Source organism: Flavobacterium sp. (assembly GCF_027484705.1).
In the GTDB taxonomy this organism is placed as follows: Bacteria; Bacteroidota; Bacteroidia; order Flavobacteriales; family Flavobacteriaceae; genus Flavobacterium.
In genome coordinates, this window is sequence record NZ_JAIXSL010000017.1 from 1 (window position 1) to 20,562 (window position 20,562).

Consider the following 20,562-nt stretch of genomic DNA (forward strand, 5'->3'; position numbering starts at 1 on the left):
CTTCCTTCTCCCTTGCTTAAAATGCGTTGCGTGATTTACGACGGAGAAAATATGAGGACGGGGCTTGGGGTGCGTTGGACTTGTGGGCTATTAATAACGTTTTTTAGTGTGGGGATTTGTAAGAGTCCTTAGATTCTTTGTTTTTCGATATATGTTATCTATGCACTATTCATACAATATGCCCTGTTCTAATTTTGCTGTACAGATTAATAAATAAATTCTGACGTTGCCGAATTTATTTTCTTAAAAAATTTCTCATTCCATTTTCAGTGTCTCAAAGAATGCAATACTGCTCCTAAAGTCCTTTTCTGAATTGCTGTGGCGTTTGACCGGTATACTTTTTAAACACTTTAGTGAAATAGGAATAATTTTCATAGCCCAAGGCAGTGGCCACCGCGTTGACAGTCATTCCTTTGACGGAAAGCAGGCGCTTGCTTTCTAAAATGACCCTGCGATAAATAAATTCGGTAGCGGTGATGTTTAGAACATCTTTGCAAATCCTGTTTAAGTGTTTTAAGCTCATGTTCATTTTTTCCGCGTAAAAGGCAGGGGTTTTCCCGTCTTTGTAATGGCTGTCCACCAAATGCTTCAGCGTGTTCAGCTTAAAATGGTACGTTGTGGTACTGTGATGCTCTCCGGACTCATACCATCGCTCTATTTCGATGTGAATGCAGTCAAGGATGTTTAACAACTGATCTGCTTTTTTGGTTTGCTGCCCTTTTCCCTCGCGGATCAACAGGTCAAAATAGGGGCGAAGCTGCGCCAGCTGTTCGTGGGCTAACACCAGCTGTGGGGTATTGGATGAAGTGCCGTAAAACGAATAATCTTCCAATTTTTTGCTTCCGAAATACAGATTATATACTTCCTGTGAATAAAAAGCGATGTAGCCGTCAATATCCTGCGAAAGCTGCCAGCTGTGTACCTGTCCGGGTTTTAGAAAGTAGAGGCTGCCGGGCGTGATATCAAACCTGTCAAAATCAATCGTATGGCTACCGCTGCCGTGTATAAACAAAACCAACAAATAGAAGTTGTGGCTGTGCGTAGCTTCTATAAAAGCATTGGCCTGAAGATGAGATTTGAAATCGTTTACATACAGGTCATTCTCGTTCGAATCGCAATAGAATTTCCTGATCTGATATATGGGAAGCTTACTCATATTTGAAAATGTCCGGATAATGCCATTTTTAGCGAATTTAAGGAAATTTTGCCTTTGCAACAAACATTAATTTTGCTATGTAAAAATAAGACTATGATGCGTACGTTACAAAAAATTTTCAGAAACGAATGTCCGATTTGTGAACACGGAAAAGTATTCCGGGATAAAAGCTTTTTCTTTAGTTTGGGTTTCCCAAAAATGAATGAATATTGCAGCCATTGCCACTTTAAGTTTGAAAAGGAACCCGGCTATTTCTTCGGGGCCATGTTCGTGAATTATGCCCTGACCGTTGCCGAGGGATTGGCCACGTATGGCGTAGCACAACAGTTTTTTGATCACACTTTTGATCTGAGGATTATACCCATCATCAGTGTTGTGATCATTGCTTTGTGTTTTTTTAATATTCGATTGTCGAGGATGATTTGGATTTATTTGTTTAAAAATTATTCGGTGTGAGGATTGTATTAGGAAAGAAGGTTATTTTTTCTTTTACCTGATTGGTTAATATTTTTTATAGGAATTGCTGCGCGTGTTCGCTTTGCTCGGGGTCGGTGAATCTCCTCTGATAAATAATAACGTGGCGAGTTAAAAGAAGCAAAAGATCAAGTCTTGGCCACCACGCCACCTGGCTCCTTCGCTAAAAATATCCACCGGACATTTTCTTAACGCCAGCCCTGACGAAGAAAATAATAAGACAGAGCTCGCGGTGTGTTGAACCTTTGGGTAATTAAGGACGTTTTTTGGGTGTGGGGATTTTATGGGGTTTAATGTTGTGGTTTGATGTTTTTTTTAGGTTAGACCCAAACCATAACGCTACATTCTTTTCCTAAGACAAGTTGCTCCTTGGCTCTGATGGCTGCTTTTACAGGGAGCACATAGGTGGTTCTTTTGGTATCATACCAAATGGCGGTTTTCCATTCGGTGGTGCCGCTTTTTGCAGTTCCTTTTAGTCAACCCCATCCTTCTTCTTCTTTGCGGAGTAAGTTTCGTATTTCGGCCGAGGTAGTTTCGGGAAGTGATACGAATTGCCAACCGTTTGTGGAGGGTTGTTGCCATAAGGGAGCAGTGAATTCGTATTGTATTTTACGGGTCATAGTTACTGTCTTTGTGATTCTGTAGACCTTTGCGTTAGCGGTTGCCATTGCTAGCACGCACTATCCAGAGACTGTTGTTACCAGTCATTTTAAAAATCCGCCGTAAAACAGGGACAATATCAAAAAATGAAATGTCTAAAGTATCAGTATGAAAATTGAAATTAAATCATATCATCATGATAAAAACTATTTGTCTGTTTATAAAGAAGGCAACTTATTGTATTTGTTTTGATACTCCCATGGTGTAAATCCAGTAAATTTTTTAAAAATAGTTCTAAATGTTTTTATGTCTCTATAACCTAGGTCATCCATGACTTCATTTATGTTTCGGACATTTAACTCAAGACTTTCTTTTGCAGTTTCAATTTTTACTCTGTTGATGTATTCCAAAACTGAATAACCAGTAGCTATTTTAAATCGTCTTTCAAAACTTCTTCTACCCAAAAATACCATTTTGGAAAGCTCTTCGATGGTTATTTTTTTATTCGTATTATTTTCAATATATTGTTGTGCTTGCTTAATTAAATTATCATGATGATTCTTTTTCCCCATAAAAATAGTAAATAGCGATTGACTTTCCCGATCAATATCAATAGCAAAATATTTAGAAGCCAAGATTGCTGTTTGCCTGTCGGTAAATTTTTCAGCTAAATAGATTAATAAATTCCAATATGAATTCGCACCTCCGCTACTATAAATCCGACCCTCTTCAATTATGACACCATCATCAACAACATGCACTTCAGGAAAAAGTTCCTTCAATTCGTTTTGATAAGCCCAATGTGTAGCACATTTTTTTCCATCAATTAAACCGGTAGAAGCTAACAGGAATGCCCCTGCGCAAAGTGATGCTACTGCAGCCCCTTTATTATATTGCTCTTGAATCCAAGGTGTAATTTCTTTATTCGACGCCAAAGCATTTTTCATATCTCCATATAATGCTGGGATAATGAGCAAATCCGTTTTTTTTACATCTTTCAACAATTTGGAAATACTAATTGTATATAATCCTTCATTAATTTTCATTTCATTTTTCAAGCCAACTAATTGTACTTTAAATAGCGTTTTTTTTCCTGTCATCCTCAAAAAATCATTGAGTGCCGTAAATAGATATTGTGGATCTGCAATGGCTTTCATTGGAGTGTTTTCCGGAACAAGTATACTTACATCCATATATTTAGTTTTTTTAATATTTTAATAGACTGATAATCTATACTTAACAAGTATAATGCACTCAAAAATATAATAATTATGTCGTAAACCACCCTCATTTTGTCATTTTTACATAGCGTCAATTTAAAGCGCCAATTTTATCTTAGTACTTATTAAAAAAACCGATAAAAATGAAAACATTATTTACAATGACAAAAAAGATTTTAGTTGTGATCATGACTATTATGGGTGTTGCAACTAATGCTCAACACAATGCGGGTAACAATGGTAAAGTTTTATTAATTGCATCCAATCCTGCGGTTAGTAAACAAACCGGCTGGCCTATTGGAGTTTGGGCTGCCGAGGTAATTCATCCCTATTGGGAATTTGCTAATGCAGGTTATACCGTAGATATTGCAAGTCCTGAGGGTGGAGAAGTAAAAATTGATGGTTTTAGTGACCCATCTGATGAAAGTAAGTATGCCGCATGGGATTTCCTTTCGTTGGGATTTTTAAAAGATGACGCTAAAGCATCTTTATTGAAAAAAACCATGAAGCTTTCAACTATCAATCCGAAAGATTATAAAGCAATATTAGTATGCGGTGGCCAAGGACCAATGTACACTTTTATTGACAATACAGAATTACACAAGTTTTTTGTGGATTTTTATCTCACAGGAAAACCTACAGCAGCTATTTGCCACGGGACAAGCATTTTGCTAAAAACAAAATTACCAAATGGGAAATTTTTGGTGGATGGAAAAAAATGGACTGGTTTTGCTAACAGTGAAGAGAATTATGCAGATGCTTATGTAGGAAAACAAATTCAACCCTTCAGAATTGAAGATTTAGCTCGAAAAATGCCAAACTCTAATTTTGTTGTCGCTCCTATGTTTGAAGCGTTTGCCGTAGAAGATGGAAATTTAATTACTGGTCAACAGCAAAATTCTGGCGCAGAAGCTGCAAAATTAGTGATTGCTCAATTGGAGAAAAATAAGTCTAATTATCCAACATATGTTCTAGTTCACGGTGCATGGGCGGACGAAAGTGCTTGGGGTTTTGTTCGCAATGATTTGGCTAAAAATGCCAATGTGGTCGTGGTAAACCTTCCTGCTCATGGAGCTGACAACACTTATGGTGTTGGAATTGGATTAAATGATTACGTAAAAACGGTAACCAATGCTGTTAATGCGCAAAAAGGAAAGGTTATTTTAGTTGGTCATTCGATGGCAGGCGAAGTAATATCCCAAGTAGCGGAAAACATACCTAATAAAATAGACAAGTTGATTTATGTTGCTGCTTACATTCCAAGAAATGGTGAAAGCGTAATAGATTTATCAAAAAAGGATACTACTAGCAAAGTGGGTGCTGCTTTAGAGTTTAACAAAGATTATTCGTTAGCCACCATCAAAAAAGAAGTAGTCCACGACAATATTTGTGCAGATTGTCCAGATTATATGAAGGACATTTTGGTGAAATACCATAGAGCGGAACCTAATAAAGCATTAAATGATAAAGCGGTTTTAACCGCAAAGTTTGCGAGTGTTCCAAAATATTATATTGCAACAAACAAAGATGAAGTCGTTCCTTATAGTTTGCAACAACAAATGTTAAAAGATAATGGTACCTTCAAAAAAGTATTTGAATTACCAACATCGCATTTGCCATTTGTAGTAATGCCAAAAGAATTTTTAGGTATTCTTTTAAGCATTCAATAAAATGAAAATCAATTTAATTGTAGTATTTCTTTCATTGAGTTTGGGTAAAACTTTTGCCCAAATCAATGAAAGCGATATTTCAAAATTTCAGATCAGAGCAAGTCTTACTGGCAATTATCAGCAAGGAAATGTAGAAGTATTAAACATTAAAACCAAAATTGATATTACTGTAAAACCCATAAAAAAATTTGTATTTAAAACTCAAAATAGCAGTTTGTACCAATCATTTTATGAAAAGAAAGCTGATAATGACATTTTTAGCAGAAATTATCTCTATTATAACCCTGAAAAAAAAGTATACCCGTTTGCTATAGCTTATATTTCATCTAACTATAGGCGTAAAATTGATCATCGTTATTTTGTAGGAGGTGGAGCGACCTGGCAAATTATTAACAAAGAAAATTACGTACTTAAATTATCCAGTAGTACCGTTTATGAAACTACAAAGTTCAAAAACACAAGTTATAATGATCTTGAATATGACGGCAGTAATACAATCAATACCTGGAGAGGAACCTTATATGTTGGCGGTTGGTGTTACTTTTTAGAGAAACACCTGCGTTTTTTTTATGATGCTTATTGGCAACCAGCCTTCAATAATAGAAACAACTATCGAAACCAACTTGATTTAGGTGCAGATTTTCCGATTTATAAAGGTTTATCCTTCAATACAGTATTTGCTTATACGCACGAAAACATAGTTATTTCAAACATCAAACAAAACGACAAAATTTTAACTTTTGGTTTATCTTATAATTTTAAAACAAAATGAAAATGAACACCTCAATACTTTTCATACTACTTGCTATTGCAGCAGGAGCCATGATACCGTTTCAAAGTACCATGAATACAGCACTTGGTAAAAATTTGCAGAGCCCTTATTTCTCTGCGTTATCTGTTTTTGTAATAGCTGCTTTCGGATTACTAATCTATATTTTTATCACAAAGCAAACTGTTCCGTCGATAGCACAATTTTTATCGGCTCCAAAATGGAGTTACTTAGGCGGAATTTTAGGCGGAATCTATATATTGCTGATCGTAATTCTTGCTCCAAAACTTGGTATTGGTAACGTTACCGTTTTGGTTCTTATGGGGCAAATTATTGCCGCAATGCTAATTGACCAATTCGGACTTTTAGGTGCTACTACACATACTATAAATTGGCAACGATTTTTAGGGGTAATCTTATTGTGCACAGGAGTATTTTTAATTAAAAAATTCTAAAAATATGAAAACGAATAAAATCGCACTTATCACGGGCGTTAGCAGAGCAATGGGACTTGGCTATGAAACTGCAAAACAACTTGCAGCCCTCGATTACAAAGTAATCATCACAGCAAGAGAATTTGAAAAAGTAAAAGACCTTGCCAGCAAAATAGATGTAACTGCAATGGCTTTAGACATTACCAATGACCAGAGTGTGCAACAACTTGCTCACGAAATTGAAAAGCAATTTGGGAAACTTGATGTGCTTATCAATAATGCAGGTGCATTTTTTGACCAAGGAAATGACCCACTTTCAGCAGACATTCAATTTATTAAAGACGCTTTTGATACCAACCTTTTAGGAGCTTGGCGAATGATAAAAGCCTTTGAACCTTTGCTTCAAAAAAGTGAAAGCGGGCGAATTGTAAATGTTTCAAGCGGTGCAGGCTCATTTGGCGACCCCGTTTTTGGTTTAGCCAATCACTTCAGTAAAGTACCAGTTTATGGCATTACAAAATTAGCTTTGAATGGATTAACGGTAAAAGTTGCTAGACAACTGAAAGACACAAAAATTAAAATCAATTCCGTTGATCCTGGTTTTACAGCCACATACCCTGGCACAGAAAATTATGGTGCCAGACCAGTGAGTGAAGGAGCAAAAAGTATTATTTGGGCTGTTACAATTCAGGACGATGGACCCAGTGGTGAATTTTTTAGAGACGGACAAACTTTGAGTTGGTAAGCGCACCAGAACCCAACCCGGCCAACGCGCCACCTGGCTCCTTCGCTAAATATGTCCACTGGACATTTTCTTAGCACTCAGCCCTGACGGAGAAAATAATAAGACGGGGCTCGCGGTGGGTTGCGCGAATGGGTAACTATGGACGTTTTAGATGCTAGAAAATGGTTTTCAAACCTGAGCGCTTGCCTTGTTGGTCAACAAATTTAAAAAGGAGCAACTGGTTGCTGCGTTGGATGGATTCGATAACAAAATTTGAGTCAGAGATATGTTGGTTCTCATACAACAACTTCCCGTTTAAATCGTAGACACTAACCGATTGTAAAGGGTTTTCTTTAGTAGCTATCCTTAAGGTGTTGTTTTCCGTGTAAACTGCAATATCGCTCGAAGCATTAGTATAATCATCAACGCTTAAGGATGCCGTGTTGTTGAGCCGTGCTATACAATTCCTACCTACGGTATCAAAAGTATCAAAACTGCCTCCTATAATGATCTTACCATCGGTCTGCAATCCTACACAATAAACCGGACCATTTGGCCCTAAATGAGTATTAAAATTGAAAGTACCATCAGTAGCACCATTGGCGCTCAATTTACCAACATTTCTAATTCCAGTGGGAAAAGTTGTTCCGCCTATGATAATTTTACCATCAGGTTGCAGTACAAAATTCTCAATGTTTGTGGTGGTATTAGAGTTCATACTGAAAGTGGTATCCTTAGTTCCATCTGGGTTTAGCCTCATCATGGGACTCGTGTTTATACTGTTGTAAGTATTTAAGCTGCCCGAAAATAGTATTTTACCGTCAGGAAGCTCCGTAGCGCATTTTACTGTTCCGATTAGTCCAGTACCAGTAATAAAAGTGGTATCGATACTACCATTTGAATTTAGTCTTACAATACCACGTTTGGATACCCCATTGAAACTACTGAATCCTCCAAACAGAATAATCTTACCATCGGATTGTACGAGTACGGTTGAGATAGAAAAGTTGGCTGCAGTCCCCACATTAAAGGTGGTATCAAGGGTTCCATTGGCATTTAGTCTTGCCACACCGTTACAAGTAACCCCGTTAAAGGTTGTAAAATAGCCAACCACTATAATTTTACCATTACTTTGCACCGCTATATCTAACACCCGATTCGGCGAGAACCCCGTTCCAATATTAAACGATGTATCTAAAGAAAAATCGGCATTCAAGCGCGCTACTAAATTTCTAGATGCGGCACCTACTTTGGAAAAGGAACCGCCAATGAGTATTTTTCCGTCAGTCTGTACTTTAAAGGTATAAATGGGACCGTCTATTAATAAATTAGAATTTAAAGTTGTGTCTAAAGTGCCGTCAGCATTTAATCGGGCGATTCGGTTTCTGACTACACCATTATACAAGCGAAAGTTCCCAGCAATCAGCATTTTTCCGTCGGACAAAACCTTCATATCATAGACGGTGCTATTAGATCCGCTACCGGTATTGAAAGTCATGTCATTGGTTCCGTTGGGTAAGGAGCGTGTAATTCTACGTCTAGCCACATTGGCATAGGTTTCAAAATTTCCTGCGACAATAAAATTAGTGTTGCCTTGCATGGCCAAATCATATATCGCATCATCTGTGCCAATAGGACTTAAAGTAGTATCTCTAGTGCCATTTGCATTCAAACGCGCCATATTAATGACCGAGGTCGCATTGGCAAAAATAGGGGTCGCACCATGGAAATTAAAGGCACCACCCAGCAGAATTTTTCCGTCAGGTTGCACAATCATAGAATTTATTACCCCCAATACCCCAAGATCTATTCTAAAAAATCCGGGCGTAAAGGTAGTGTCTAAAAGACCATTCGAATTCAATCGTGCAATCAGACTTGTATCGTAATTTTGATTGTAACTGTTAAAGTCACCCATCATCAAAATCTTGTCGTCAGGCAAAACGATTACCTTTCTGACGACAGCACTAGCGCCTGTGCCGGGATCAAAACTGGTATCAAGACTACCATCGGTATTCAATCGGAGTATTCTGTTTCGAGAAGTAGTTCCATAACTTGTAAATCCGCCACCCACAATAATTTTACCATCCGATTGCAATCCTAACGAGTAAATATTGCCTTGAGCAATAAAAGCATTGACCAGACAAGTAAAGGTGTTATCTATCGCTCCGTTGGCATCTACGCGTACGATGGTTGTATTATCAAATTTTCCTGCTATATAGAGTTTGCTATCTGCTCGTAGGGCAAGTGCGTATACCGTATATAAATTCCCTTGACCCACAGTAACCGTAAAGCTCGAATCCAAACTTCCGTCAGCATTCAATCGGATGACATTTTGAATCGAAGTACCATTGTAGCTATACAATTCTCCACCAATCAAAATCTTACCATTGGGCTGTATGATAATGGCGTTGACCGTTCCTGCCAAACCAGAGCCGCCGGTATTGAAGGTAGTATCATAAAGACCGTCAGCAGTAAGGCGGATAAGCGTACTACAAGTGGTACCGTTATATTGCGTGAACTGACCGCTGCACAATATCTTACCATCGGCTTGCACAGCTACTTTGGAAAAATAAGTACTGGGATCGACGACCGTATTGTACGGGCCAAACCCATTTCTATGACCAATATCGTTAGGATTAAAGGTCAAGTCAGGCGTGCCGTCTTGTGCTGATAAGGTTAGATTGAGGAAAATGGTTAGGATTAAGATAAAGGCTGGTTTCATTTTTTGGGTATAGGTTGTTGGAATATGGAGCAAGTATACAATTAATTTATTTGTTGGAGGGGAAAATGTGATAAGAAGTGTTGTGTGTAAGGGAATTATGTAGTCGTTGCGTTTTTTTCTGTTAGCTCACTGGTTTATAATTTTAATGGAGTTCGGTGAATCTGCGCTAAAGCTCCGATGTGTCTTGATACAAATCGACGCAGGAGATTCAGTGAACACCGCTGATAAATAATACCGTGGTGAGCTACAAGAAACAAAAGATCAAGTCTTGGCCAACGCGCCACCTGGCTCCTTCACTAAAAATGTCCACAGGACATTTTCTTAACGCTCGGCCCTGTGATTGCTCCCTAACTCCAACGCGCAAAATGCATTGGGTGATTTACGACGAAGAAAATAATATGACAGGCCTCGCGGTGGACTCAGCTAATGGGTAATTTAGGGCGTATTTTGGATTGGGGATTTTATTGGAGAGGGAAGTATATGTTTTTTCTACAGGCGAGAAACGATTTTAGAAAATAAACGCTCCCTAAACCGTAAAGTTAGCCATGGCAACCCATTAGCTATTACTTATCAGATTAATTCTTGACTATTTTTTTTGAGTAGACGCCCTTAGCGCTTTTTATAGTAACAAAATAGATTCCAGTTTTTAGGTCATTGATCAGTAAAGCAGTAGCAGGTGTTTTTAGGACTGTGCTCTTCAATAATTGCCCTTGCAAAGTAGATAATTCAACTATAGTATCACCATTTTCCAAATTGAAATTGGTGGTCTCAATAAACAATCGCTCATGGCACGGGTTAGGATAAACGGCTAAAGCCTCTTTATCGTGGTTTTGGACAATAGACAAACTATTGGCGCAAACGTTGTTCACCAACACAGGCGTAAGACGTTGTATGTTGGTCCCATCCCCAAGTTGTCCCGAGTTATTATTACCCACAGACTTCAAGGTACCATCACTCTTCAGGAACATTGAGAAATGTACACCAGCATCTATTGCAATAACCCCATTCAGGCCGGGTATCGCAGTCGGAATACTCTTATCGGTTGTGGAGTTGTCGCCCAGCTGGCCATAAGTATTCGCTCCTGATGCCAGGACTGTTCCGTTGTTATTGAGGAAAAGAGAAAAAAGAAATCCACCGGCCAGTTTCGATATCCCGCTGAGCCCTTCAATTTGAAATGCGTTATAAATATAATGGCCTACATTCGAATTCCCCAGTTGGCCGTAAGCATTCGATCCGACGCCCCAGACCGTCTGGTCATTTTTCAAGAAGAGCGAGTGCGTCCCGCCCGCCGCTATCGCCGTAATGCCGCTGGCGCCAGCAATTTCTACCGGGGTCTGTACCCCAAAATAAGGCTGGTTTCCTATCTGGCCGTAGTAATTGCTGCCTGTAGCCCAAACTGTACCGTCATTTTTAAGAAAAAGGGAATGGGCCATTCCCGCACTGATGGCAGTTATTCCTGTCAGCCCCATGACCTGGACCGCCGTAGTTTTGCTCACGGTGGTTCCGTCACCCAGCTGGCCATTGGTATTGTTGCCGACTCCCCATACAGTCCCGTCATTTTTAAGGAATATAGAAAAGTCGATACTGGCTGCTATCGCAGTGATTCCTGTCAGTCCCAAAACCCGGACGGGTGCGATTTCAGAGGTCGTGGTTCCGTTACCCAGCTGTCCGTTACCGTTGGCGCCGACAGCCCACACCGTTCCATCATTTTTTAGGAAAAGGGAATTGCCATAGGTTGCATCGACCGCAATTATTCCGTTAAGAGCGGAAACTTGGACAGGGGTGCTATGGCTTACCCAAGTCCCGAGGCCAAGTTGTCCGCTGGTATTCGAACCTACGCACTCCGGTGTCCCGCTCGCGCAGTTAAAAAGCGCGTGGTTGAACCCGGCTGAGAATGTTTGGGCATTGGTGTTGGTGATACTTGCTGCAACCAAGATGAGCGTTATATGAAATATAAGTGAGCGTCTTTTGTAATTCATTGATAATTATTTTTTTTCAAAGATACCATCAAAAAATGTATTTGTTAATCGGCACGGATTAATTCGTCAGTTCCCTATGCTCGGGTTCAAATACGCGCGATCGGGGTTTAAAATAATTCATGATGGCATTGCAGCCAACAGTTGATGTTAGAACTCTTGGCGACTTATGGAAATCGTTTGTTCCATAACCGACCGAGCGTAATTATGGAAAGTAGACGAATAATTGACCGCAGAACCAGCCATAAGTTTTAGCAAGTGTAAGCGGTTCGTTGTTCTTAATTCACGGGCACTTTTATTGATTTTCTAAAATATCAGTTGCTGTTTCACTACCAAGTTGTTCCGCTAGTCCGATGAGTAATCCTTCCACCCCACGGATATAACATAGTCGATATGTTTCTCCGAATTGAACAACTTCATCTACTACTTTAGCACCAAATTTTTCAAGTCTGATTAGTAGTTCGTCAAGATTGTCAACCCTGAACATTACACGCAGATAGCCAAGTGAATTTACTGGATTATTCCTATGATCTGCAATTGTTTGAGGTGCAAAAAAATGAGATAGTTCAAGTCGGGAATGTCCATCAGGTGTAACCATCATTGCAATTTCAACAGACTGATTTCCAAGCCCGGTTACACGTCCGGCCCATTGTCCCTCAACCATCATCCGCCCTTCTAATATCAAACCAATTTCTTCAAAAAAAGCCACAGCATGATCGAGAGATTCCACCACAATACCAACATTGTGCATTTCCATTAATTTACTTTTTGTCATCTTATATTTTTAGTTTAATTATTTTATTAATTTTTGTTTATTCAGAGTCTTTTTACCATGACCGCTAACGAACAGGTCTTTGTGCAGGTTGGGGCATAAAATCCCGTCTGCCCGTAAATGAAGTTGAGTTTTGTAATATTGTTGATGTTTTGTTCAATTGCCAAATTTTTAACGTCCTGCTGGAACTGAAGCAAAATAGTAGCACAAATGTTGAGGTTTATTACGTCTGCCCAACTTGCACAAAACCCCTTGTTAGCGGTTCGGGCTTCTTGTCTTGCGATGATATCTTTTCTAATGGTCTCCACGTTTGTAATGAAGTTGAGTTAATCCTGTGTCAAATGATTTTACAGCAATAAGGGCTAACTTTTGTTCAGGTCTACCGTCTTTGAACAGTTTTGTCCCATTACCAACTAATATTGGTATCACAGAAATAATAAATTCGTCAATGAGGTCTCCTTTTAAAAGTTCATTTACTATTTCTGCTCCACCGTCACAAAATATGTTTTTTCCACTCTCTGATTTAAGTCTGTCAACAAGAGATTTAAGGTCTCCTGTGTAAAATTTTAGAGAACCAAGATTTGGTCTAGGTGTCCTTGTGATAATGTATGTGTCTTTGTCTGCGTGTGGAAAGTCAAAACCCATAGAAATTACTTTGTCATAAGTTTTGCGACCAACAATAACAGCGTCTACGGTTTTTATAAAGTCTGCATAACCATAGTCTTGACCTTCTTGTTCCACGATGGAAAGAAATCCGAGGTCGTCATTTGGTTTTGCAATGTATCCGTCTAAACTTGTTGCGATATATAAAATTACTTTTTTGTTTGTTGTCATTTTTTAGATTGTGTTGTCATTACCTGATCGTTAAAGAAAAACATTTGGTATTGGGAAATTCAATTTCAGTCAGCCGATTGCCTAAGTCAATAATTCCAATATTGCCGGTATTTTATTCAAGTGTTCAATAGCGGTAGGTCTGCCCGAATTGATGCTAAATATTAGTATAAATGCTGAAATATAATTCTGCTGCACCACGGTAGTAATACATTTTGTTTGAGATGGTTTTTTATCCTTTTGATGTTACTTCTAATCGATTATTATCCGGGTCAAGTGTTTCAAATTCAAAATACCCGTCACCTGTCATACGTGGACCACTTAAAATTGGAAACCCATCTGTTTTTAATTCCTTTGCTTTGTCTTCTACTTCCTCTATGGTGTCAACGCCAAATGCTAAATGAATTAGACCTCTATGTTGTTTGGTTATGGTATCATTTGTATTCGCAGGTATATTAGGCATTGCCATAATTTCAAGCCTTGCTCCTGAATTAAATGTCAAGAAATAGCTTTGAAAATTATTTTTTTCATTGGTGTATTTTTCGTTTGGTATGCCACCAAAATACTTGACATAATAATCCTTTAATTTTTCCAAGTCATCTGTCCAAATTGCAACGTGTTCAAGTGTCATTTTTTTATATTTATTAAATTGTAATCTTTTTTTGATTTTAAAATACTTTCCCTATAAAATTTGTATCTGTTTCGTCCTGTAATACTATACGCTTTACGTCAACAGATTTAAGTAAGTTTTTGGATTTAGTGTAAATCATATCATAGTGATATCCATGGTGCTCAAATTCATCTAAAAATCAAAACCATTTTTTTATAATTGTTAATTATTTTTTGTTTCAACTGTCATAACTTTAATACAAAATTATCACGAATATTTTTAGGTTTGCAGAACTAAAGTATTTGGAAGCAATAATGTTTGAGTTTAGCAGAAAAGTTCAAGATTATTTTATACCGTTTGTTTTAGTATGCTTGTCAAAAGATCGCATTTAGTTTTGCGTAAATATCAAGGCTAATAAACTTACCGTTTTTAATTTCACATTCTTTCATTGTTCCTTCGTGTTGAAAGCCAAGTTTAGCCATTGCTTTTTTGCAATTTTTGTTTTCAGTCTCAACAATTCCTTCTATTCTGTGCAGCCCTAATTTATTAAAACCATAATCACATATTAATGGTATCACTTCTTTCATTAGCCCTCTGCCCCAAAAGTCTGAAATTAACCAAAATCCTATTTCCGCTTTTTGATGTTCTTTGCTTAAACTGTTAAGTCCGCCTGCACCATAAAAAGTTAGATTGTCTGGTGAGCAAACAGCCCACCAAATTCCTGTTTCCTTTTTTTCAAGGTCTGCGAAAAAAGTCATTTGTTCTTTTGCAGCTTCTAATGTCTGATAATTTACTCCATAATATTTGATAGTTTCTGGGTGCGAAAGTCCTTTGAAAACATTCTCAAGGTCATTTTCTACAAATTGTCTAAGCAAAAGCCTTTCGGTTTTTATAGTTGGGAATTCTGATTTCATTATACTACTTTTCTATCAATTGATGATGATCGTTTTAGTCTTTATAGCCTGACCGCTAACGTTCCGGAGAAAGGCGCTGTTGCGGCTTGGGAACCCTAATTTTCCGCCAAAAAGGAGCGAAGTTAGGAAAAAGAAACGGACAATTTACCGAAAAATTAGCCATGAAGTTTTAGCATGTGTTTGCGGTTCGTTGTTTATTCTCGTATCGGCTCATAATAAAATACTGTCGAACCAGAGCTTAATGTTTTTGTCTTAATGAGTTTCAACATTATTCTGTCAGTGATTTGGTCAAATAGTCTTAGCCCTTTCCCTTCGATGATTGGATGAACACAAATTTGAAATTCGTCAATAAGGTTACTGTTTAACAGTTGAATAATCAAACTCCGACTTCCCACCGAAATGTCCTTTCCTGATTGCTGTTTGAGTTCCAAAACTTTTTCGTTAAGTGGGCTGTCTGAAAGTTCTGCACTGTCCCAGTTCGTGTCCTTTAGCGTGTTGGAGAAAACAAGTTTTGGGATTTTATCTATGGAAATTGCAAAATCGTCCATTGTTTTTTTACCAGAAGGGTTTTGCACTAGTGTTTTCCAAAATTGCATAAGTTCGTAGGTTGTCCGTCCATATAAAATAACTCCTGCATTATTCAATAGGTCAGAATAATGTTGATGTAAATCGTCACTAGCAATACCAGTTGTATGGTCGCAAATACCGTCAAAGGTCATATTGAAAGCAGCAATTACTTTTCTCATATTTTATCTAGTTTGTTTATCGTTCTGTATTAATGGTGTCGTCTGTTACAATAACCGCTAACGGTTTGGTACCAGACGCAGTCGCGGCCTGGCGACCGAGTTTTCTCCATTACCGCAAAACGAATTTAGGAAAAAGAAACGGACAATTTGCCGAAAAATTAGCCATGAGTTTTAGCATTTGTTACCTGCCGTTTTTTCTTTAATCGTTTTCCATTTTCGATTCAAATTTGGTTACAATTTTTAGTATTTCACCAAAACTATTGTCTCTCAAATTTGAATACGCCAAAGCACCTTTTTTTGTCTTTGGATTAAAATAAATAAAAGCATACACTCCATTGTTGCCTCCAAAATGCAGTCTAACGCCTGTTACAGAAACAGACCAAAGAGTTGCAATATTATACTTGTCATTAAATATACTAGTGTCACTCTTATTTAGACCTTCGCAGTTAAGTTGTGGTTTGAAAAGAGTTTGATATGAATTGCTATTTAGTAATTTTCCTTTACCTTCAAAACCTTTAATCAGTTCTATTAAGTAACTACTTAAATCTAAAGCATTTGTTTTTAGTCCACTCACCGGATAGTTTGTCATATAGTATTGTGGATGTTCTACAACTCCAGTTGGTTTTTGTTCATCGTTCTGTGCATAAATTTTTGAAATTAGATTTTGATTTAGGTCTTCAAAATTCCATGCTGTGTTTTTCATTTTTAAAGGTTCAAAAATATATTTCTTTGTGAAATCTATAAATGACATATTTGATTTTATTTCTACAATTCTAGCAGCAATAGAAGCTCCTAAATTTGAGTATTGAAAAAAAGTTCCTGGTTCTTTTTTCAAAAAGGTACTATCAGTGTACCATTTGGCTTTTGGTTGTGTGTATTTCCTAATATTTTCATCTAGTGAAATCTTTTTTCCCATTCTGTAGTATTGAAGGTTCGGTTGCATATATTTTGGCAAGCTATCATATTCTTTACTGTCATTTACAAGACAAATGTCAGCTTCTCCAATATAGTAAGGTACAAAAGCATCGTCTATAATTGTCGAAGTATGTGTTAGGAGATGTCTTACTGTTATTGGTATGTTTGGATAATGCGGATTAGTTATTTTGTACGGTAGAATTGTATTTATAGGGTCATCTAAATTCAATTTGTTTTCTTCAACTAATTTCATAATTGAAAGTGCTACAAAAGTTTTGGAAATTGAAGCAACCCAATTAATTGTCAGTGGGGTGAAAGCAACACGATCTTTTAAATTAGAATATCCAAAGCCTTTGGAGTATAAAATTTCTTTGTCATTTACGATTGCAACAGAAAAGCCTGGAATTAAACTTTTTTTTGCAAAATCATTTAAAGTACTCGTTAAACTGTCTGAATATGTATTAGATACAATACTTGCAGTTTTTTTTGACGTGCTACAACTAGTAAGTAACAGAATCATTATTGGGAAAATTACAAATAGATTCTTTTTCATATTCTTAAAATAAGAGCTTTTCCTAGTTGACAAATAAAATGTATAAATGTTACAAATGGTTGATTGAAAGAAAGTGTTCTATTTGATGTTGTGGAGTCTCGTTCTAAAATGGCAGGTAACGTTTCGCGGACCTGTGAAGTTGTGAAGCCAGCGAACTGAGTTGTTTCCGCTAAGATAGAATTTCTAAGTGAAAACGAAACACGACGCGAGAAAAAACCAGTAATTTCTCGTGACCGCTGTTACCAGCTGGGCTTTTGTCGTCTCTCCTGTCGATGTTACTGATTTATTTAAAAGCCATACATACCTCCTGAAACAGAAATTTGTTCGCCTGTAATCCAAGCCGCATCATCGGAAGCAAGAAATACAGCCGCTTTTGCGATGTCTTCGGGTTGACCTCTTCGACCAAGCGGTGTATGGGCTACAAATAATTTTTCATACTCGCTGCCTTTTGTGACACCTGCATTTGTTGAACCCTCCGTGTCCGTTGCACCAGGCAGAATAGAATTGATACGAATATTTTTTGCCCCCAATTCTTTTGATAAAGCAATGGTTACGGCATCTAATGCTGCTTTGGTGGAAGAATATAACGAAGCTGTTGGAAGTGGCATTTTGCTTGCACCTGAACTAATGTTGATTACATTTCCGCCTTTGTCGCCAAATAGTTTTAACGATGATTGAATTGTAAGGATTGCACCCAAAACATTTACGTTGAAATGCTGATGAAAACTTTCTACTGTTACTTGGTCAATAGGTGTGTAACCTTGATAGGCAGCGTTGTTCACCAAAATGTCCAAAGTGCCAAACGCTTTTTCTGTGGTTTCAAACAACCTTTTTACATCGTTTTCATTTGAAATATCGCCTTGCACCGCAATGGCAGTTCCGCCGTTGTCGGTTATGGCTTTTACTACTTTTTCTGCCTCGTCTTTACTTGAAGCATAATTTACAATAACTTTTGCACCCTCTTTGGCAAATGCTTTTGCAATTCCGGCACCAATTCCTTTTGATGAACCTGTAACTATCGCTACTTTGTTTTTTAATTTACCCATTTTTAAATTTTTGTTTATTGCTCATTTATTTTGTTGCATAGTTGGTCATCCCACCGTCCACTAAGAACTCGTTGCCTGTAATGAAATCGGCTTTGTCAGAAGCCAAGAACAGCACCGTGTTTGCGATTTCTTCGGGTTGTCCCATTCTTTTAACCGCAGTAGAAGCAATGATTTGTTCCGTAACTTGTTTTTCAACATCTTTCGGCATACCTACCTTTGCCAAAACGCCTGTTTCTGTAGGACCTGGCGTAACAATGTTTACACGGATTTTTCTTTCTGCCAATTCATTAGCCGCTATTTTGGCAATAGTGTTTACAGCAGATTTTGTTGCAGAATAAACACCAACATTTATGTTTGACAAATGTACAGCGTTTGATGAAGTGAACACAACCGAAGCACCGTCTTTTAAATGCGGTATGAATTTTTGCAACGTAAAGAAATATCCTTTTACATTGGTGTCGAATTGTGCATCAAAATCTGCTTCTGTTGCAAATTCAATTGGTGCAAAAACTGCAATTCCTGCGTTTAGGAAAAGAACGTCCACTTTGTTACCACTTTCTGCAACTGCTTTTTCTAAAACTTCAATTCCTGCCAAGTTTGATGTATCGGAAACAACTGTTTTTAGTTTTGGGCTGTTAATTTTTTCAGCCGCTTTTTTCAGGTTGTCGGCACTTCTTCCTGTAATCCAAACGCTTGCACCTGCGTTGATAAATGCTTGTGCGGTGGCAAATCCTATGCCTGTGCTTCCGCCTGTAATTACTACATTCTTGTCTGTAAAACTCATTTTGATGTTTATTTATTTGTTCAACGATGCAAACTTACTTACATTTGCTATCCATTAGATATTACTATCCTATTGGATAGCACTTTCCAACGGGATAGTAAAGCAAAAAGAATGATAACAACTACAAAAAATATGGAAGAAAAGCGGGTGGAATGCGTTCATGCAATTCTTCCTGTAAAAGATGCTTTGGACGTTTTAAGCGGTAGGTGGAAGCTGCCTATACTTATTGCGTTGAGTTTTGGCAACAAACGATTTAAGGAAATTTCAAAAGATGTTCAGGGAATTACGGACAAAGTGTTGTCTAAAGAACTGAAAGAATTGGAAGCCAATCAACTTATTACCCGAACGGTTTATGATACGTTTCCGCCAACGGTTGAATATGCCGCCACTGAACACGGACATTCCCTGTTTAATGTTATTGCAGCATTAAGAGAATGGGGTATGAAGCACAGAGGAAAAATTATTGGGAAATAGCCGTTATCAGAAAGTTTGAAAATTGTCTGTTGTTGTATTTTTCAAGTGTCGGACTGTGCAGTTGGTTAGCCTTGCCGCCAACGTTCCCTCGCCAGACGTAGTCGCGGCTTGGGAACAGAGTTTTCTCCGCTTCGTAGAAAACGAATGTAGTAAAAAAGTTGTTCAATCAGCACAGACGTAGCGATTGTGCTTGACGGCTGTTAGCTGTTCGGTTTTATTTTTTTGAAACAAGTTTATTTTCTAAGTAATCAATTATCTTTTTTTGTGTTTCAGAACCATATTCTAACAAATCATTTTTCTTATTATCGGTGCATACAATGCTAATCATATGATGATTCCCATTCGATATTGATTGTAATTTTAGCGTTAATTTGTTTTCACTCCATTCAGGCTTTTTAAATCTCTGGAAATAAATAGTTTTATTAAGTTTTCCATCAATTACTGGATTGACATTCCCCAAATCTAATTCAAGTTTATTAACAAATATTTCTATATCACCATCATAAACAATTTCCAAAGATCTTAATGATTTACCATTTTCAGAAGCGTTACCTTCATTAATCATTTTATCTAAATTATTTGGCGCTGAATGTGAAGCAGCAAACTCAATTTTTTTTCTTCCTTGAGCACGGACAGTAACTGAGTATAAGTAAAGTTTGCAGGTAGTTTCAGCTTTATTTGCCACTAAGTCAGGAGAATTTGCTTTGCGAGTTATTAAATAAATCAAATTTGAAGAGCTATAATTTGATTCTTAAAGCTTTCTCTTTCTGTTGTCTTGATGTAAAAGAAACAAAAAATATTCACGCGTTTTTATTTGTTTTTTATTGGTGTTCATGAATCTGAGATTTCAAGTCTTGCCCACTGCGTCACCTGACTTCTTCGCTAAAAATGTTCAGGGGACATTTTCTTAACGCTCGGCTTTTTCGTGCAAATCATTACGACGCATTTTTTTGTCATTGAATGTTCTTTCTTTTGTCTTGATACAAATCGACGCAGGAGATTCAGCGAACTCCTCTGATAAATAATATCTAGGTGAGCTAAAAGAAACAAAAAATATTCACGCGTTTTTTATTTGTTTTTTATGGGTGTTCATGAATCTGCGATTTCAAGTCTTCATATTTAATCCTGTAAATCATTACAACCCGGCCAACGCGCCACCTGGCTCTTTCGCT

Annotated in this window: 20 protein-coding genes and 1 pseudogene; 6 read left to right on the forward strand and 15 right to left on the reverse strand. The window is 37.6% G+C overall.

The window, feature by feature from the left end; all coding sequences use genetic code 11:
* Positions 1–295: 295 nt before the first annotated feature.
* Entirely contained in the window at positions 296–1,156 is an 861-nt protein-coding gene (locus tag Q0058_RS10360) for a helix-turn-helix transcriptional regulator (protein WP_298223618.1), read from the reverse strand.
* A 93-nt stretch (positions 1,157–1,249) separates the two neighbouring features.
* Here Q0058_RS10360 and Q0058_RS10365 point away from each other — a divergent pair, with 93 nt between their 5' ends.
* Positions 1,250–1,612: a DUF983 domain-containing protein gene (locus Q0058_RS10365; protein ID WP_298223620.1), complete on the forward strand. Its 363-nt coding sequence runs from the start codon at positions 1,250–1,252 to the stop codon at positions 1,610–1,612.
* A gap of 338 nt (positions 1,613–1,950) precedes the next feature.
* Here Q0058_RS10365 and Q0058_RS14550 read toward each other — a convergent pair.
* From Q0058_RS14550 to Q0058_RS10375, 3 genes and pseudogenes are all read right to left on the reverse strand, one after another.
* Positions 1,951–2,073: pseudogene (locus Q0058_RS14550) on the reverse strand (DUF1905 domain-containing protein); the annotation flags it as partial.
* A 33-nt stretch (positions 2,074–2,106) separates the two neighbouring features.
* Positions 2,107–2,250, reverse strand: a complete 144-nt coding sequence (locus Q0058_RS14555; protein WP_366869729.1) for a DUF1905 domain-containing protein — start codon at positions 2,248–2,250, stop codon at positions 2,107–2,109.
* Between the two features lie 198 nt (positions 2,251–2,448).
* Positions 2,449–3,423, reverse strand: a complete 975-nt coding sequence (locus Q0058_RS10375; protein ID WP_298223622.1) for a DJ-1/PfpI family protein — start codon at positions 3,421–3,423, stop codon at positions 2,449–2,451.
* Positions 3,424–3,593: 170 nt separating this feature from the next.
* Between Q0058_RS10375 and Q0058_RS10380 the strand changes: the two genes are divergently transcribed.
* Genes Q0058_RS10380 through Q0058_RS10395 form a run of 4 tightly spaced genes read left to right on the forward strand, consistent with a single transcriptional unit; the run spans position 3,594 to position 7,068 of the window.
* Positions 3,594–5,120 (forward strand): alpha/beta fold hydrolase, encoded by a 1,527-nt coding sequence (locus Q0058_RS10380; protein ID WP_298223624.1) that lies wholly within the window; start codon positions 3,594–3,596, stop codon positions 5,118–5,120.
* Between the two features lies 1 nt (position 5,121).
* On the forward strand, positions 5,122–5,892 hold the full coding sequence (locus tag Q0058_RS10385; RefSeq protein WP_298223626.1) for a DUF481 domain-containing protein: 771 nt from the start codon (positions 5,122–5,124) through the stop codon (positions 5,890–5,892).
* A 2-nt stretch (positions 5,893–5,894) separates the two neighbouring features.
* A complete protein-coding gene (locus Q0058_RS10390) occupies positions 5,895–6,344 on the forward strand; it encodes a DMT family transporter (protein ID WP_298223628.1) in 450 nt (149 codons plus the stop codon).
* Between the two features lie 4 nt (positions 6,345–6,348).
* The gene (locus tag Q0058_RS10395; protein ID WP_298223631.1) at positions 6,349–7,068 is read left to right on the forward strand and encodes an SDR family NAD(P)-dependent oxidoreductase; all 720 of its coding nucleotides are present in this window, start codon (positions 6,349–6,351) and stop codon (positions 7,066–7,068) included.
* 154 nt (positions 7,069–7,222) lie between these two features.
* Here the strand turns inward: Q0058_RS10395 and Q0058_RS10400 are convergent, their stop codons facing one another.
* The 10 genes from Q0058_RS10400 to Q0058_RS10445 form a co-directional block, all read right to left on the reverse strand.
* A complete protein-coding gene (locus Q0058_RS10400; RefSeq protein WP_298223633.1) occupies positions 7,223–9,769 on the reverse strand; it encodes a hypothetical protein in 2,547 nt (848 codons plus the stop codon).
* 575 nt (positions 9,770–10,344) lie between these two features.
* On the reverse strand, positions 10,345–11,748 hold the full coding sequence (locus Q0058_RS10405; RefSeq protein ID WP_298223635.1) for a T9SS type A sorting domain-containing protein: 1,404 nt from the start codon (positions 11,746–11,748) through the stop codon (positions 10,345–10,347).
* 292 nt (positions 11,749–12,040) lie between these two features.
* On the reverse strand, positions 12,041–12,520 hold the full coding sequence (locus Q0058_RS10410) for a VOC family protein (protein WP_298223637.1): 480 nt from the start codon (positions 12,518–12,520) through the stop codon (positions 12,041–12,043).
* Between the two features lie 291 nt (positions 12,521–12,811).
* Complete coding sequence (locus tag Q0058_RS10415) at positions 12,812–13,351, reverse strand: dihydrofolate reductase family protein (RefSeq protein ID WP_298223639.1); 540 nt, start codon at positions 13,349–13,351, stop codon at positions 12,812–12,814.
* A gap of 229 nt (positions 13,352–13,580) precedes the next feature.
* Positions 13,581–13,979: a VOC family protein gene (locus Q0058_RS10420; protein ID WP_298223641.1), complete on the reverse strand. Its 399-nt coding sequence runs from the start codon at positions 13,977–13,979 to the stop codon at positions 13,581–13,583.
* 353 nt (positions 13,980–14,332) lie between these two features.
* Positions 14,333–14,872 carry a GNAT family N-acetyltransferase gene (locus Q0058_RS10425; protein WP_298223643.1) on the reverse strand — a complete coding sequence of 180 codons (540 nt, stop codon included), beginning with the start codon at positions 14,870–14,872 and terminating at the stop codon, positions 14,333–14,335.
* Between the two features lie 194 nt (positions 14,873–15,066).
* A complete protein-coding gene (locus Q0058_RS10430) occupies positions 15,067–15,618 on the reverse strand; it encodes a dihydrofolate reductase family protein (RefSeq protein WP_298223645.1) in 552 nt (183 codons plus the stop codon).
* Positions 15,619–15,817: 199 nt separating this feature from the next.
* On the reverse strand, positions 15,818–17,086 hold the full coding sequence (locus tag Q0058_RS10435; RefSeq protein ID WP_298223647.1) for a serine hydrolase domain-containing protein: 1,269 nt from the start codon (positions 17,084–17,086) through the stop codon (positions 15,818–15,820).
* 287 nt (positions 17,087–17,373) lie between these two features.
* Positions 17,374–18,132: a glucose 1-dehydrogenase gene (locus tag Q0058_RS10440; protein ID WP_298223649.1), complete on the reverse strand. Its 759-nt coding sequence runs from the start codon at positions 18,130–18,132 to the stop codon at positions 17,374–17,376.
* Positions 18,133–18,157: 25 nt separating this feature from the next.
* Positions 18,158–18,916 (reverse strand): SDR family oxidoreductase, encoded by a 759-nt coding sequence (locus Q0058_RS10445; protein ID WP_298223651.1) that lies wholly within the window; start codon positions 18,914–18,916, stop codon positions 18,158–18,160.
* A gap of 111 nt (positions 18,917–19,027) precedes the next feature.
* On the opposite strand from Q0058_RS10445, the gene Q0058_RS10450 reads away from it, so the two are divergent.
* On the forward strand, positions 19,028–19,390 hold the full coding sequence (locus tag Q0058_RS10450) for a helix-turn-helix domain-containing protein (RefSeq protein ID WP_298223652.1): 363 nt from the start codon (positions 19,028–19,030) through the stop codon (positions 19,388–19,390).
* Positions 19,391–19,604: 214 nt separating this feature from the next.
* Here the strand turns inward: Q0058_RS10450 and Q0058_RS10455 are convergent, their stop codons facing one another.
* A complete protein-coding gene (locus Q0058_RS10455) occupies positions 19,605–20,117 on the reverse strand; it encodes a hypothetical protein (protein ID WP_298223654.1) in 513 nt (170 codons plus the stop codon).
* Positions 20,118–20,562 lie beyond the last annotated feature (445 nt).